The 15,700-nt window shown below is 72.7% G+C and carries 11 protein-coding genes; 2 read left to right on the top strand and 9 right to left on the bottom strand.

Annotation, left to right across the window (positions count from 1 at the left end; all coding sequences use genetic code 11):
* Position 1 precedes the first annotated feature (1 nt).
* The 5 genes from phaZ to CRP29_RS09815 all read right to left on the bottom strand — a co-directional run bounded on the left by phaZ (position 2) and on the right by CRP29_RS09815 (position 6,544).
* The gene (gene phaZ, locus CRP29_RS09835; protein ID WP_097194802.1) at positions 2-826 is read right to left on the bottom strand and encodes a poly(3-hydroxyalkanoate) depolymerase; all 825 of its coding nucleotides are present in this window, start codon (positions 824-826) and stop codon (positions 2-4) included.
* Positions 810-2,516, bottom strand: coding sequence for a PHA/PHB synthase family protein (locus tag CRP29_RS09830; RefSeq protein WP_097194801.1), 1,707 nt, complete (start codon positions 2,514-2,516; stop codon positions 810-812). Before CRP29_RS09830 ends, phaZ begins: the two co-directional genes overlap by 17 nt.
* A gap of 86 nt (positions 2,517-2,602) precedes the next feature.
* Positions 2,603-3,784 (bottom strand): acyl-CoA dehydrogenase family protein, encoded by a 1,182-nt coding sequence (locus CRP29_RS09825; RefSeq protein ID WP_097194800.1) that lies wholly within the window; start codon positions 3,782-3,784, stop codon positions 2,603-2,605.
* Positions 3,785-3,901: 117 nt separating this feature from the next.
* On the bottom strand, positions 3,902-4,930 hold the full coding sequence (locus CRP29_RS09820) for a YihY/virulence factor BrkB family protein (RefSeq protein WP_097194799.1): 1,029 nt from the start codon (positions 4,928-4,930) through the stop codon (positions 3,902-3,904).
* 108 nt (positions 4,931-5,038) lie between these two features.
* Positions 5,039-6,544, bottom strand: a complete 1,506-nt coding sequence (locus tag CRP29_RS09815) for an MFS transporter (RefSeq protein WP_097194798.1) — start codon at positions 6,542-6,544, stop codon at positions 5,039-5,041.
* Positions 6,545-6,762: 218 nt separating this feature from the next.
* Here CRP29_RS09815 and CRP29_RS22690 point away from each other — a divergent pair, with 218 nt between their 5' ends.
* Entirely contained in the window at positions 6,763-6,912 is a 150-nt protein-coding gene (locus CRP29_RS22690; RefSeq protein ID WP_176522854.1) for a hypothetical protein, read from the top strand.
* A 64-nt stretch (positions 6,913-6,976) separates the two neighbouring features.
* On the opposite strand, the gene CRP29_RS09810 is transcribed toward CRP29_RS22690, so the two are convergent.
* From CRP29_RS09810 to CRP29_RS09800, 3 genes are read right to left on the bottom strand one after another with little or no spacing between them, the layout of a single operon-like run.
* Positions 6,977-8,773: an acyl-CoA dehydrogenase gene (locus CRP29_RS09810; RefSeq protein ID WP_097194797.1), complete on the bottom strand. Its 1,797-nt coding sequence runs from the start codon at positions 8,771-8,773 to the stop codon at positions 6,977-6,979.
* Between the two features lie 29 nt (positions 8,774-8,802).
* Positions 8,803-10,563 carry an MDR family MFS transporter gene (locus CRP29_RS09805; protein WP_097194796.1) on the bottom strand — a complete coding sequence of 587 codons (1,761 nt, stop codon included), beginning with the start codon at positions 10,561-10,563 and terminating at the stop codon, positions 8,803-8,805.
* The gene (locus tag CRP29_RS09800) at positions 10,560-11,072 is read right to left on the bottom strand and encodes a MarR family winged helix-turn-helix transcriptional regulator (protein ID WP_097194795.1); all 513 of its coding nucleotides are present in this window, start codon (positions 11,070-11,072) and stop codon (positions 10,560-10,562) included. Before CRP29_RS09800 ends, CRP29_RS09805 begins: the two co-directional genes overlap by 4 nt.
* Positions 11,073-11,265: 193 nt before the next feature.
* Here CRP29_RS09800 and hrpA point away from each other — a divergent pair, with 193 nt between their 5' ends.
* Positions 11,266-15,204, top strand: a complete 3,939-nt coding sequence (gene hrpA, locus CRP29_RS09795) for an ATP-dependent RNA helicase HrpA (protein ID WP_097194794.1) — start codon at positions 11,266-11,268, stop codon at positions 15,202-15,204.
* Here the strand turns inward: hrpA and CRP29_RS09790 are convergent.
* Positions 15,194-15,598 carry a hypothetical protein gene (locus tag CRP29_RS09790; protein WP_097194793.1) on the bottom strand — a complete coding sequence of 135 codons (405 nt, stop codon included), beginning with the start codon at positions 15,596-15,598 and terminating at the stop codon, positions 15,194-15,196. The genes hrpA and CRP29_RS09790 overlap by 11 nt on opposite strands.
* Positions 15,599-15,700 lie beyond the last annotated feature (102 nt).

Below are 15,700 nucleotides of genomic sequence, written 5' to 3'. Positions count from 1 at the left end.
CTCAGCCGTCCAGGAAGTCCTCCACCACGGGCGCGAGCTCGGGGGCCTCGGTGACCAGGGCGATGTGGCCGCCGCCGTAGACGTGCAGCCGGGCGTGCGGCAGCAGCCGGGACATGAGGCGGGCGTTGACCACCGGCACGATCGGGTCGTCGTCCCCGGCCAGCACCAGGGTGGGCTGCCGGATCAGCGAGAGGAACGGCAGGCTGCTCCAGCCGGTGCTGGCGGCGAGCTGGAAGTAGTACCCGCGGCGCGGGCCCAGGCGGGTGGCGGCGTGCAGCGCCCGCGCCGCCCGCTCGGGCTCGGCGCGCATCGAGCCGCCGTAGATCTCTCCCGCGATGCGCCGCGCGTACTCCGGGTCCCGGTGCCGGCGGGGGGTCAGCATGCGCCCCAGCACGCGGGGGTGCGCGGGCACCATGAGCGCGCCCGTGGCGGTGGCGGCCAGCACCAGCCGCCGGCAGCGGCGCCGGTGCTGGACGGCGAAGTGCTGGGCCAGCCCCCCGCCCCAGGAGAGGCCCAGCACGTCGACCGCCCCGCCGTATCCGAGCCGGTCGAGCATCCCCGTCACGACCGGTGCGAAGGTGGCCAGGTTGTAGGGGACGACGGGTGGCGGGGAGCCGCCCACGCCCGGCACGTCGAACCGGATGACCGTCCGCCGGCCGTCCAGCGCGTCGACGAACGGCTGGAGCACCTCGAGGCTGGCGCCGATCCCGTTCATGAGCAGCAGCGGCGGGACGTCGTCGTCGGTGCCCGGCCGGACCGATGTCCGCAGCGTGCGGCCCCCGGCGGTGACCGAGCGGACGCGCTCGCCGCTACTTGTCGAAGACATAGGTGCCCGGAGCGTCGCCGAGGACCTCCAGCCCGCCGCCGAGATCGGTCGGAGCCGGGACGTGCTCGCCGGTGCGCTCGTCCAGCCAGGTGGTGAAGTCCGGCCACCAGGAGCCCTTCTCCGTGCGGGCGGCGGCCAGCCACTCCTCCGGGTCCGGCGGGGTGGAGTCGGCGACCTGGAAGGTGGACTTCGGGTTGCCCGGCGGGTTCACCAGCGACGCGATGTGGCCGCTGGTCGAGAGGATGAACCGGCTCTCGCCGCCCAGCAGCTGGGTGCTGCGGTAGCAGGCCTGCCACGGGCAGAGGTGGTCGGCGATACCCGCAGTGACGTAGGTGTCGACGGTCACCGTCGACAGGTCCACGGGCGTGCCGAGCATCGTCGCGCCGCCGGCCTCGGTGAGCTGGTTGCCGAGGGCGACGTCGATGAAGTCGTGGTGCAGGCCCGCGCTCATCCGGGTCGTGTCGGCGTTCCAGAACAGGATGTCGAAGTTCGGCGGCGGCTTGCCCTGCAGGTAGTTGTTCACCCAGTAGTTCCAGATCAGGTCGTTGGGGCGCAGCCAGGCGAACACCTCGGCCAGCTGTGCGCCGTCGAGGTAGCCCTTCTGCCGCGACTTCTCCGTCGCCGCCCGCACCGACTCCTCGTCCATCAGCGCCGAGACGGTGCCCGCGCGCGACCAGTCCAGCACCGTGACGGCGAAGCTGGCCGCGCTCACCCGGTCCTGCCGGCCCTGCGCGGCCAGGTGGGCCAGCACCATCGCGGTGATGATCCCGCCGGAGCAGAACGCCTGGAGGGCCACCCGCTCGCTGCCCGACGCCTGCTCGACGGCGTCCATCGCGTCGAGGAGGGCCTGACCGTAGGTGTCCAGGCCCCATTCGGCGTGCCGTTCGTCGGGGTTGCGCCAGGAGATCATGAAGACCTGGTGGCCCGCGGCCACGTAGTGCTCGACGATGCTGCGGCCGGGGGCGAGGTCGGTGATGTAGTACTTGTTGATCGTCGGCGGCACGATCACCAGCGGCACCTCGCGGACGGTCTCCGTCGTGGGGTGGTAGCGGATCAGCTCGAACACCTCGGTGCGGAACACGACGACGCCCGGTGTCACCGCGAGGTCCTCGCCGACGCTGAACGCGTCGGGCTCGACCATCGAGGGCACGCGGGGCGGTGCGGCCAGGTCCGTGGCCATCCGCCGGAGGCCCTGGACGACGTTCCTGCCGCCGGTGTCGATCAGCGCCTTCCAGCCCAGCGGATTGAGCACCGGCACGTTGGACGGCGCCAGGGCGTCGACCAGGTTCGTCGCGGTGAACCGGATCCGCTCGTCGTCCTGCCAGTCGAGGTCGGCGTCCTCGATCAGCTCCCAGGTCGCGCGCGCGGCGGCGAGGTGGGTCTGCATCGCCCGGCGCAGCAGCGGGTTCCCCGTCCAGGCCGGGTCGGCGAACCGCTTGTCCTTGCGGCCCGGGGCGAGTTCGGACCGGCCGACGGTGATCAGGCCGAGTTCGCGGGCCAGCTCTCCGGTCCGCCGCGCCACCGTGCCCGGCTGGCGGGCCAGGGCCGCGCCGAACCGCAGGGCGGTGCTCGCCGGTGGCACCATCCGGCGCAGCGGGCCGCGGGCGGCGTCGACCAGGACCATGTCCAGGCCGAGCGCCCCCTCGGCCGCGCTCTCCGCGGTCTCCCGGTCGGTCGCCGACGACGTCATGAGGGCCTCCTGCGTGGCGCTGGATGTGACTCAGGCCACTGAAACACACCCGGCGCGGTCCGGCAGGAGAAGCGGAACGCTCCCGCTCAGGTGATCGCGCTCGTCCCCGTGACCGCTCGCCCGACGATCAGCGTGTTGACCTCGCGGGTGCCCTCGTAGGAGTAGATCGCCTCGGCGTCGGCGGCGAACCGTCCCACGTGGTTCTCCAGCAGGATGCCGTTGCCGCCCATCAGCTCGCGGGCGTAGCCGACCGTCTCGCGCATCCGCATGGTGCAGAACGCCTTGGCCAGCGAGGCCTGCTCGTCGCTCATCGTGCCCTCGTCCTGGAGCTGGGAGAGCCGCGCGCACATGGCCGCGGAGGCGGTGATGTTGCCCAGCATCCGCACCAGCAGGTCCTGCACGAGCTGGAACTCGGCGATCTGCTGACCGAACTGCTCGCGGTCGGTGGCGTAGCGCAGCGCGTGCTCGTAGGCGCCGCGCGAGCAGCCGACCGACGACCACGCGACGCCGGCGCGGGTCATCTTCAGCACCTTCGCCGTGTCGCGGAAGCTGCGCGCCTCCTGCAGCCGGTTCTCCTCCGGCACGCGGACGTCCTCGAGGGTGATCAGCGCGTTCTGCACGACCCGCAGCGCGATCTTGTCCTTGAGGTCGACGGTCGAGAAGCCCGGCGTCCCCTTCTCGACGACGAAGCCGAGCACGTCGTCGGTCTCCTCGTCCTTGGCCCAGATGATGATCAGGTCGGCGAAGCTGGCGTTGCCGATCCACTTCTTCTCGCCGTTGAGGACCCAGGTGTCGCCCTCGCGGCGGGCCGTCGTCCGGGCGCCGCGCGCGATGTCGGAGCCGGCCTCCGGCTCGGTCAGCCCGAAGGCGCCGATCAGCTCCATGCGGGCCATCGCCGGCAGCCAGCGCTCCTTCTGCTCCTCGGAGCCGCAGAGGTAGATCGAGCCCATGGCCAGCCCGCCGTGCACCCCCATGAAGGTGGAGATCGAGGCGTCCCCGCGGGAGAGCTCCATGGCCACCATGCCGTCGAACAGCGACGACCGGCCCGGGCAGCCGTACCCGGAGTAGGGGTTGCCGGCGATGCCGAGCTCGGCCAGACCCGGGATCAGCTCGTGCGGGAACTCGCCGCGGGTCCAGTACTCGTTGATGACCGGCTCGACCTTCTTGTCCATGAAGGCCCGCACCCGGTGCAGGAGCGCACGCTCGTCCTCGGGCAGCAGCGCCTCGAGGTCGTAGAAGTCCGAGGTCACCGGCGGGGCGTCGCTCATGGGTGTCGTGTCTCCCTGCAGTCGTGGGTCGGTCGATGAGGATGATCAGCACGCACCGAGGGCTGCCATCCGACGTCGGATGACAGCCCTCCGTGCGTTCTGATCATGGTGCGGGCGCTACGTCGTCTGCTTGTCCTTCGGGTTGGCCCGGGCGTCGAGCTGGATCTCCTTCTCCGCCCTCGGCACGCCCTCCTTCAGCTCCGTGGTGCGCTCGATCTCGGCGTCCAGCTCGATGCCGAAGAGCAGGGCCACGTTGATCAGCCAGAACCAGACCAGGAAGATCACCACGCCGGCGAGGGCGCCGTAGGTCTTGTTGTAGCCCGCGAAGTTGGCCACGTAGAACGCGAATGCCGCCGAGGCCACGATCGCCACGAGGATCGCCACGCCGGCGCCGGGGCTGACCCACTTGAAGCCGCGGAGCTTCACGTTGGGGGTCGCGTAGTAGAGGACGGCGATCATCAGGGCGAGCAGGACGAGCACGACCGGCCACTTGGCGATGCTCCAGATGTTCTGGCCGGTCTCACCGATCCCGATGGCCGAACCGATCGCGTCGACGACCGGCCCGCTGAGCACCAGCAGCGACAGGATGATGGCCGCGAACAGGATCCCGATCAGCGTGACCAGCAGCTGGAGCGGCTTGAGCTTCCAGACCTTGCGTCCCTCGGGCGTCTCGTAGACGACGTTCGCCGCGCGGGTGAACGCGCCGACGTAGCCCGAGGCCGACCAGACGGCCGTCAGGAGACCGATGATCAGCGCGACGCCGGCGGTGCCGCTGTTGCCGGCGATCTGGTCGATCACCGGGTTCAGGGTCTCGGCGGCGTCCGCCGGCACGACCTCGGTGAGCGCGTCGGTGAGCTGCTTGGGCTCGGTCAGCAGGCCGACGATGGACACCAGGGCGATGAGCGCGGGGAACATCGCCAGGACGCCGTAGTAGGTCAGCGCCGCGGCCCAGTCGGTGAGGTTGTCCTCGCTGAACTCCTTGAGCGTGCGCTTGATCGTGCCGCCCGTCGTCGGCTTCGGGTCGGCGCCGACGGGCGCGTAGTCGGCGCGGGTGCCGCTGATGACGTCGGTGTCCGGGGCCGGGTCGGCGCCGGCCTTGCCGGTGGAATCGCTCGCGTGGCTGGACGAGCCGGTGGGTCGGGTCATGGAGTCCTCCGGTTCGGGGAAGGCGCACGGGCCTTCAGGTCGGAGGGTTCGGTGCCCCGGACCGTCCGGTTCCATGCCGGGCCCCGGCGTGCTGTTGTCGAACGGAGATCAGCGGATCCCCGACACCGGCGACCACTCGCCCGCCCCGGCGACGGCCTCCTCGACCTCCGTCAGCGGGTCCGGCCGCCGCTGCCGCGCCGCGCGGGAGTCGGCGCGGAGCCCGAGCAGGGCGGCGACCAGGATCGCGACGGCGGCACCGATGCCGACGGCGCCCACCAGCGTGAAGGCGACGTCCCGGGGCAGGCCGGTGCCGGGGTCCAGGTGGGCGGCGATGAGCGTGACCGCCACCGCGCTGCCGAGGGCCTGACCGACGGAGCGGGCGATCGAGTTGATCGCGTTGGCCACGCCGGTCTCGTCCTCGTGCACCGCCTGCACGACCAGCGACGGGAGCGCGGCGTAGGCGACGGTGACCGCCACCTGGGTCAGCAGGCCGGCGGCGATGACCGCCCAGGGCTCGCTGCGGAACCAGGTGAGCAGGACGAACCCGGCCAGCCCGAACGTCCAGCCGACGAGCAGGGTCGGCAGCCCGCCGAAGCGGGTGACCACGGAGCCGGCGAACGGCGCCAGCAGGATGCCGACGACCCCTCCGGGCAGCAGGTAGACCACCGTCGCCTCGAGGACCGTGGCGTCGAAGCCGTACCCGGTGATCCCCGTCGGGCTCTGCACGTACTGCAGGACGGCGAGGAACGAGGCGAACATCGCCACACCGGTGAGCAGGCCGACGACGTTCGGCACGATGGTGCGGCGGTCGGCGAGCATCGCGGGGCGGACCAGCGGCGCGGCCAGCCGCCGCTGCAGCACCGTCCACCCGCTCAGGACGACGACCGCGCCGGCCAGGCAGCCCAGGGTCGGAGCGGAGGACCAGCCCCACGCGTTGCCCTGCGAGACGAACAGCAGCAGCAGCGACAGGCCGGCGCCGAGGACGGCCGCACCCCACCAGTCGACGCCGCCGGACGCGGTGACCGGGCGGCGGGGCAGCAGCCGCACGGCGAGGACCAGCGCGACCACGGTGATGCCCAGGCCGATCCAGAACGGCCGGCGGTAGTCGGCGTCGTCCCCGGCGAGCAGGCCCGTCGCGACGAGCCCGGCGACGCCGCCGACGCCCAGGGTGCTGCTGACCACGGACATGCCCATGCCGAGCCGGCGCTCGGGCAGCTCACGGCGCAGCACGCTGATCGACAGCGGGAACAGCCCGTAGGAGGCGCCCTGGAGGACCCGGGCCAGGAGCAGCAGCGGCAGCGACTCGGTGGCGATCGCCAGCACCGTGCCCACCGCGACGGTCACGAGGATGCCGATGATGACCGGCCGCTCGCCCTTGAGATCGCCGAGCCGGCCCAGCACGGGGGTGAGCACGGCCGCGGCCAGGAGGTTGGCGGTGAGCACCCAGCCCGCGGCGCTCGGCGAGACGTCCAGCTGTGCGGCGATCCGGTCGAGGACGGGGACGACCAGGCTCTGCAGCAGCGAGAGCGTGGTGACCACCAGCGACAGCGCGAGCACCAGCAGGACGGGCCCGGCCGCCCGGCCCTGGACGGGGGGCTGTTCGCGGACCGACACCCGAGGATCAGACCACGGCCCCCGGCGGTGGCTGCCCCCCGTGCCGGGACCGTGCCGAACATGACTCTGGTCACACACCGTCAGGTGAGCTGCACAACTCGACGATTAGGAGCCTCGTGGACGGGGGACAGAGCCCTCTGAAGACGTGCCGCCGTCCCTGACCCGACGGCGGGTTCCGAACCTGGGGGAGAACAACAAGCATGGTGATGTGGCCGACCGTGACGCTGATCGGATTCCTGGTGCTGACGGCCCTGGTGATCGCGATGGGCACGCAGTCCACCGCCCGCTACGAGCGTGAGCGCGCCGAGCGCACCTCTGGTGCCCGGCACGCCACCGCCGAGCCCGTCGGGGCGGCGCAAGCCGCCTGACGCACCCGACGACGATCGCCGGACGCCCCGCTCCCTCTCCGGAGGCGGCGGGGCGTCCTGCTGTTCAGAGCACGTCGGCGGGGGTGTCCAGCACGGTGCGGTCCAGCGACTCGAGCAGGTCGAACTGGGGACCGGTGCGAGGCAGCTCCGAGCGCCAGAACCAGCGGGCAGCGGCCCGCTTGCCCTCGTAGAAGCTGCCGGTGCCCTCGCCGGTGGCCAGTGCCTGCTCCAGCCACAGCCAGGCGACGACGACGTGGCCGGCGGCCTCCAGGTAGACGTGCGAGTTGGCCAGCGCGAGATCGGGGTCGCCGGTGCCCCAGAGCGTCGCGGTCACCGCGCCGAGCCGGCCGACCGCGGCGTCGAGGTCGGCGGCGAGGCCGGCCCACTCCGTGCCCGAGGCCCGCCGCGTGGCCGCGGAGATGGTCTCGGTGAGCAGTCGCAGCCCGGCACCGCCCTGCTGCACCACCTTGCGGCCGAGCAGGTCGAGGGACTGGATGCCCTGCGTGCCCTCGTGGATCGGGTTCAGCCGGTTGTCCCGGTAGAACTGCTCGACGGGGTAGTCGCGGGTGTAGCCGTAGCCGCCGTGCACCTGGATCGCCAGGTCGTTCGCCGCCGGCCCCCACTGCGAGGGCCAGGCCTTGGCGATGGGGGTGAGCGTGTCCAGCAGCAGGTGCGCGCGCTCCCGCTCCTCCGTCGTCGGCGCGGTCTGCTCCTCGTCCACCAGCCGCGCGCAGTACAGCCCCAGCGCCAGCCCGCCCTCGACGTAGCTCTTGGCGGCCAGCAGCATCCGGCGCACGTCGGTGTGCTCGATGATCGGCACCATGGGCGACGCGGGGTCCTTCGCGCCCGCCGGGCGGCCCTGGGTCCGGGTGCGCGCGTACTCGAGGGCGTGCAGGTAGCCGGTGTAGCCCAGCACGCTCGCGCCCACCCCGACGCCGATCCGCGCCTCGTTCATCATGTGGAACATGTAGGTCAGGCCGCGGTTCTCCTCGCCCACGAGGTAGCCGACGGCGCCGGCCCGCCCGCCCGGCGTGTGCACGCCCTCGCCGAAGTTGAGCAGCGTGTTCGTCGTCCCCCGGTAGCCCATCTTGTGGTTGAGCCCGGCCAGGACGACGTCGTTGCGCTCGCCGAGCGCGCCGTCGTCCCCGACGAGGAACTTGGGGACGACGAACAGCGAGATGCCCTTCACGCCGGCCGGGCCACCCGGCACCTTGGCCAGCACCAGGTGGACGATGTTCTCGGTCAGCTCGTGGTCGCCGGCGGAGATCCACATCTTGTTGCCGGTGAGCCGGTAGCTGCCGTCGTCCTGGCGCTCGGCCCGCGTGGTGATGTCGGCCAGCGAGGAGCCGGCCTGCGGCTCCGACAGGGCCATGGTGCCGAACCAGCGGCCCTCGACCATCGGCGCGACGAAGGTGTCGATCTGCTCCCGGCTGCCGTGCGCGAGGAGCAGCCGCGCGTTGGCCATCGTGAGGAACGGATAGGCCGACGTCCCGATGTTGGCGGCCTGGAACCAGGCCAGCACCGCCTGGCCGACGGTCTGCGGCAGCTGCATGCCACCGAACTCCTCGTCGAAGGTGCCCGCCATCAGCCCGGTGCGGGCGAACACGTCCAGCGCCCGCCCGACCTCGGGGATCTGCACGACCCGCCCGTCGACCATCCGCGGCTCGTTCTCGTCGGCCAGGCGGTTGTGCGGCGCGAAGTGCTCGGTCGCGACCTGCTCGGCCAGGTCGAGGACCGCGTCGAAGGTCTCCCGCGAGTGCTCGGTGAACCGGTCCCGCGTCGTCAGTGACCCGACGTCGAGCCACTCGTGCAGCAGGAAGTCGAGATCACGCCGGGACAGGACGAGCGACGAGCTGGGCATGCCCCCAGTCTCACCCGGGGGTGGAGGGGTCAGCGCGGCGCGGGGTCCTCGCCCGGGCGGCCGGCCGGGGGCGGCGTGGACGTCGGGGCCGCGACGGCGGCACCCCGGACGGCCTGCTCCGCCGTGTCCGCCGGGTCGCCGGCCGCCGCTTCCGCCGCCTCGCCCTGGCGGGCCTGGAGGGCGGAGACGTTGCTCAGCGCCAGCTGCGGCAGGAACAGGAACACGAAGAACCCGATCGCGACCACGCCCGCAGCGATGAGGAAGACCAGGTCGATGGTGGCGGTGAAGCCCTCGCGGAAGGGCGCCACCAGCAGCGGGAACTCCGTGATCCGGGTCGTGTCGGCCAGGAGCCCGTCCAACCCGCCCTGCTGGAGCTGCTGCGCCTGGGTGGCCGCCTCGGGGTCCGCCGCGGCCGCCTCGCCGATCCGGCCGCCCACCTCGGTCGGCAGCCGGGTGAACAGGATGGACAGGAAGGCCGCGGTGCCGATCGTGCCGCCCATCTGGCGGAAGAAGGTGACCGACGACGTCGCCACCCCGATCTCCCGCGGGGAGACGGCGTTCTGCACGGCGAGGATGACCGGCTGGAAGTTGAAGCCCAGGCCCAGGCCGAGCATGACCATGAACGGCGCCATCACCCACACCGAGGTGTCGGCCTCGACCACGAACGACAGGGACAGCAGGGCCACCACCATCAGCGCCACGCCGACGAGCGGGAAGATCTTGTACTTCCCCGTCTTCGAGATCGTGGTGCCGGAGATGATGCCGCCGCTCATGATGCCGAGGACCAGCGGTGTCATCTGGAGCCCGGCGACGGTGGGGCTGGAGCCGTGCACGATCTGCAGGTACTGGGGCAGCAGCAGCAGCCCGCCGAACATGCCCGCGCCCATGACGACCGACCCCACGCCGCTCACGGTGAAGGTGCGGTTGCGGAACAGCCGCAGGGGCAGCAGGGCGTCGTCCCGGTAGGCCCGCTCGGCGAGCACGAACAGGGCGAAGCCGACGGCGCCGATGGCGTAGCAGAGCAGAGCCCGGCCGGAGGTCCAGCCCCAGGTCCGGCCCTGCTCGGCGATGACGAGCAGCGGCACCAGGAACGAGATCAGCGCCAGGGCACCGGGCCAGTCGATGCGGTGCTCGCGGCGCTCGTGCGGCAGGTGCAGCACCCGCCAGATCGTCACGAACGCGACCGCCCCGAGGGGGACGTTGATGAAGAAGATCCAGCGCCAGCCCTCCATCCCCAGCAGGGTGCCCTGACCGGCGAAGAAGCCACCGATGACCGGGCCGAGCACGCTCGAGGAGCCGAAGACGGCCATGAAGTAGCCCTGGTACCGCGAGCGCTCCCGCGGCGGCACGATGTTGCCGATGATCACGAAGGCCAGCGACATGAGGCCGCCGGCGCCGATGCCCTGCACCGCGCGGAAGACCGCCAGCTGGTACATCGAGTCGGCCATGCCGCACAGCACCGAGCCGACCACGAAGATGGTGATCGCGAACAGGTAGAACGGCCGCGAGCCGTAGATGTCGGAGAGCTTCCCGTACAGCGGGGTCGCGATCGTCGAGGTGATGAGGAACGCCGTCGTCGCCCAGGCCTGCAGGTCGTAGCCCTGCAGGTCGTCGGCGATGGTGCGGATCGCGGTGGAGACGACGGTCTGGTCCAGCGCCGCCAGGAACATCGCGACCATCAGGCCGACGAGGATCGTGACGATCTGCCGGTGGCTGAACGTGCCGTCGGCAGCGGGGGCGGCGGCGGTGCGCCGCCGGGCTCCCCGCTCGGCTGCGGTGGTCTGGCTCATCGGAGGTCTCCCGGTACGGGCGTGGCGGCGGCGTCGCCCGGCAGGGCGGCGGCGAGGTCGTCGAGGAAGCGGCCCAGGAGGCCGGTGAAGGAGGCGAGGTCGTCCGGCTGCCAGTCCGCGGTGATGCGCTGCACGACCGCCGCCCGGTCCCGGCCCAGCTGCTCGAGCGCGGCCAGCCCGGCGTCGGTCACCAGCAGCCGGGTGGCCCGGCCGTCGGACTCGTCGGCCACCCGCTGCACGAGGCCCTCCTGGACCAGTGCGGCGACGTGCCGGCTGACGGTCGAGGGGTCGGCCCGCACCTGCTCGGCGAGCGCCCCCTGGCGGATCGGCCCCAGCCGAACCAGCGGGTGGAGCAGCACGAGGGCCGCCCGGTCACGAGGATCGGTGGAGAGGTGCACCTTGGCCGCGGAGATCAGTCGCAGGAACCGGGGGAGCTGCTCGGACAGCGTCTCCACGGAGCGGCCGCGGGGCGTCGCGACGGCCGGTGCGGGGCCGGGAGAGCGGGTCATGACGGCCCTTCGGTGACGACGAGAACCCGAAAATCGTACGACCGGTTGTTGGATGCAAGCAAACAGTTGCGGCCTGCATCCATTGTGATCCTGACGACGTCCCGGGCGTCGCCGCGCAGCAGTGGGATCCTGGGTACGCGCGGCGCGAGGCCCGCCCGTACCCCCGCCCATCCAGAGAGGAACGCGACGCCCGGTGAGTTCTCCGCAGGACGACCTCCGCGCGCGCCTCGCGACCCTGACGCTCGTCGACGAGCACCGGTTGCGCCGCCGGCTCGACGGGCTCCGGAAGACCCGGGACGTCGCCGCCCGCGAGCGGCAGCGGGAGCGCATCGTCGCCGACGTCGTCGCCGCGGAGGAGCGGATCGCCCGCCGGCGGGCCGCCGTCCCGGCGATCACCTATCCCGAGGACCTGCCGGTCAGCGCGCGTCGTGACGACATCGCCGCGGCACTCCGCGACGCCCAGGTCGTCGTCGTGGCGGGGGAGACGGGCTCGGGCAAGACGACGCAGCTGCCCAAGATCGCGCTCGAGCTCGGCCGGGGCGTACGTGGCCGGATCGGGCACACCCAGCCGCGCCGGATCGCCGCCCGCAGCGTCGCCGAGCGGATCGCCGAGGAGCTCGGCACGCCGCTGGGCGAGGCCGTCGGGTTCAAGATGCGCTTCAACGACCAGGTGTCGGACGACACGCTGGTCAAGCTCATGACCGACGGCGTGCTGCTGGCCGAGATCCAGCGCGACCGGCTGCTGCGCCAGTACGACACGATCATCCTCGACGAGGCCCACGAGCGGAGCCTCAACATCGACTTCCTGCTCGGGTACCTGGCGCAGATCCTGCCCCGGCGCCCGGACCTGAAGCTGGTCATCACCTCCGCGACGATCGACGTCGAGCGGGTGGCGGCCCACTTCGCGGGCGCGCCGATCGTGGAGGTCAGCGGCCGGACCTACCCGGTCGAGGTGCGGTACCGCCCCGTCGTCGACCCGGACGACCCGGAGGCGGACGAGGATCGGGACCAGGTGACGGCGATCCTGGACGCCGTCGACGAGCTGGTCGCGGAGGGGCCGGGCGACATCCTGGTGTTCCTCGCCGGCGAGCGGGAGATCCGGGACACCCAGGACGCGCTCGCCGAGCGGGCGCTGCCGTACACGGAGGTCGTGCCGCTCTACTCGCGGCTGTCCGCCGCGGACCAGCACAAGGTGTTCAGCTCCCACACGGGGCGGCGGATCGTGCTGGCCACGAACGTCGCCGAGACGTCGCTGACCGTGCCGGGCATCCGCTACGTCATCGACCCGGGCACCGCGCGCATCTCGCGGTACAGCCATCGCACCAAGGTGCAGCGGCTGCCGATCGAGGCGGTCAGCCAGGCCTCGGCCCGGCAGCGCTCCGGCCGCTGCGGCCGGCTCGGGCCGGGCATCGCGATCCGGCTCTACAGCGAGGACGACTTCGACGGTCGCCCGGAGTTCACCGACCCGGAGATCCTGCGCACCAACCTCGCCTCGGTGCTCCTGCAGATGGCCGCCCTCGACCTGGGCGCGGTCGAGGACTTCCCGTTCGTCGACCCGCCGGACCGCCGCGCCGTCGCCGACGGCCTGGCGCTGCTCGAGGAGCTCGGTGCCCTGGACGGGCACGGGGCGCTGACGCCGACCGGCCGGTCGCTGGCCGCGCTGCCGCTGGACCCGCGCATCGCCCGCATGGTGGTCGAGGCGGACCGCCGCGGCGTGCTGGAGGAGGTGCTGGTCATCGCCGCGGGCCTGACGATCCAGGACCCGCGCGAGCGGCCGACCGAGCACCAGCAGGCCGCCGACGAGCTGCACCGCCGCTTCGCCGACGAGAACTCCGACTTCCTCGCGCTGCTCAACCTGTGGCGCTACCTGGGGGAGCAGGCCGAGGCGTTGAGCGGCAACCAGTTCCGCCGCACGGTGAAGCGGGAGTTCCTGCACTACCTGCGCATCCGGGAGTGGCAGGACCTGCACGGCCAGCTCCGCGGCACCGCACGGCGGCTGGGCATGAAGCTGGGCGAGCCGGCGGCCGAGCCCGACGAGCGGGGCATCACCGCGGCGCTGCTGGCGGGGCTGCTGTCGCAGATCGGCATGCAGGCGGAGCCGGTCAAGCAGCGCGACGGCAAGCCGGGCCGGCCGGGACGGGAGTACGTGGGCACCCGCAACACCCGGTTCGTGCTCGCGCCGGGCACGCCGCTGGCGAAGAAGCCGCCGCGCTGGGTGGTCGCCGCGGAGCTCGTCGAGACCAGCCGGCTGTTCGCCCGCACGGTCGCCCGGATCGATCCCGAGACGGTCGAGAAGCTCGCCGACCACCTGGTCACTCGGCAGTACTCCGAGCCCCGGTGGGACGTCAAGCGCGGCTCCGTCGTCGCCACCGAGCGGGTCACGCTGTACGGCCTGCCGCTGATCGTCGGCCGGCGCGTGCAGTACGGCTCGATCGACCCGGAGATCAGCCGCGAGCTGTTCATCCGGCACGCGCTCGTGCAGGGGGAGTGGAGCACGCACCACCGCTTCTGGGCGGAGAACCAGCGCGCGATCGAGCAGGTGGCCCAGCTCGAGGAGCGCGCCCGACGGCGGGACATCGCCGTCGACGACGAGACGCTGTTCGAGCTCTACGACGCCCGCGTGCCCGCCGACGTCGTCTCCACCCGGCACTTCGACCGCTGGTGGAAGGCCGCCGCGCGGCAGACCCCCGACCTGCTCACCTTCACCCCGGCGATGCTCACCGACGCCGCCGCGGCGGGGCAGGTGGACCCGTCGGACTACCCGGACGCGGTCGAGCTCTCGCAGGGCCTGACGCTGCCGCTGTCCTACGCGTTCGCGCCCGGTGACGCGCAGGACGGCGTCACCGTCGACGTGCCGCTGGGCGTGCTCGACGCGGTGGCCCAGCGGACGTCGGGGGAGTCGCTGGCCTTCACGGTGCCGGGCGTGCGCGAGGAGCTCGTGACCGCCCTGCTGCGCACGCTGCCGAAGCAGACGCGCCGCGCGCTCGTGCCGATCCCCGACCGGGTGCGTCAGGTGCTGCCGCAGATCGATCCGGGCGAGGCGTTGCTGCCCGCGCTGGAGCGCGAGCTGCGCCGTGCGGCCGGCGTCGTCGTCCCGCCCGACGCCTGGCAGCCCGCGCAGGTGCCCGACCACCTGCGGGCCACCTTCCGGGTGCTCGACGACCAGCAGCGCCCGCTGGCCACCGGCAAGGACCTCGCCGCGCTCAAGGCGCAGGTGGCGCCGCAGGCCCGGGCCACCCTGGCGGCCGCGGCGGCCTCCGTCGAGCGCAGCCGGATGACCACCTGGGACATCGGCACGCTGCCGCGGACGGTCGAGGTGCGCCGGGGCGACCACCTGGTCACCGCCTATCCCGCGCTGGTCGACGAGGGCGCGACCGTCGGCGTCCGCGTCGTCCCCACCGAGGTGGAGGCCACCCGGCTCAGCCGGCGCGGGGCGCGGCGGCTGCTCGTGCTCGTGGCCGGCTCCCCGACCAAGCAGGTCGTGAAGACGCTGGGGCCGCGCACCCGGCTGGCCCTGCAGTTCAACCCCGACGGCGAGATCCCCGCGCTGGTGGACGACTGCGTCGACGCCGCTGTCGACGAGCTCATCGCGGCCGCCGGCGGACCGCCGCGCGACCAGGCGGCCTTCGAGGCCCTGGTCGCGACGGCGAAGCGCGAGCTGCACCCGCTCACCCTCGACGCGGTGCAGAAGGTCGAGGCCGTGCTCACCCAGGCCCGCGAGGTCGCGGTCGCGATCGGAGCCGCGCCCGGACGCCGGGTGCCCGAGGCGGCGGTCGCCGATCTGCGCCGGCAGATGACCGGCCTGCTGCACCGCGGCTTCGTCGCCGCGGCCGGCCGGCGGCGGCTCCCGGACCTGGTCCGCTACCTGCGGGCGATGGCGCACCGGCTGGAGAAGCTGCCGGCCAACGCCGTCCGCGACGAGCTCTGGACCGCGCAGATCGCGGCGGTGACCGCCGAGTACGAGCAGCTCCGTGCCCAGGTCCCGGCGACCGGCGCGCCCGACGACCCGGTGGTGCGGGTGCGCTGGATGGTCGAGGAGCTGCGGGTCGGGCTCTTCGCGCAGGGCATCGGCACGCCGCGGCCGATCTCCGAGCAGCGCGTCTACAAGGCCATCGACAGCCTCATGGCCTGAGCTCGTCCCCCCGTTCCCGGCCAGGGGGATCCTCGGAGCCGCCTTCCCGCAGCAGGGCCGAGATGCGCTGCCGCGTGACGCCGAACAGTGCGGCGATCCGGTTGATGCTGATCTGCTCGGCCTGGAGGGCGGCGGCCTGTTCGCGGCGCCACGTGTGGCCGGCCGCGGACAGCGCGGCCAGGACGGTGGAGATGCGCTCGACGATGAGGGGGCGGGCCTCGTTCGTGACGACGTCGAGCCAGGCCGACCCCTCGCGGCGCCGACGCTGGAGCGTCTCGGCCCGTGCGCGGGCCTGTACGAGCTCGTCCACGCACCGGTCGAGCTCGGTGAGCAGGTCGGCCAGGGCGCGGTCCGCCTGGTCGTCGGGCGGGGTGGCGCCGGTCTCGGTGCCCATGACACCTCTCTCGTCGGCGGTTTCCGGCTGCACACTAGCAAGTGTTAACAGGCGTTGCATGCAATGGTCCTTGCAACGCAAGGGCCATGACATGCAACGGCC

This window comes from Blastococcus aggregatus (genome assembly GCF_900221005.1).
Classification (GTDB): domain Bacteria; phylum Actinomycetota; class Actinomycetes; order Mycobacteriales; family Geodermatophilaceae; genus Blastococcus; species Blastococcus aggregatus.
Note: the sequence above shows the minus strand (reverse complement) of the source record. Positions and strands in the feature narration are given on the sequence as shown.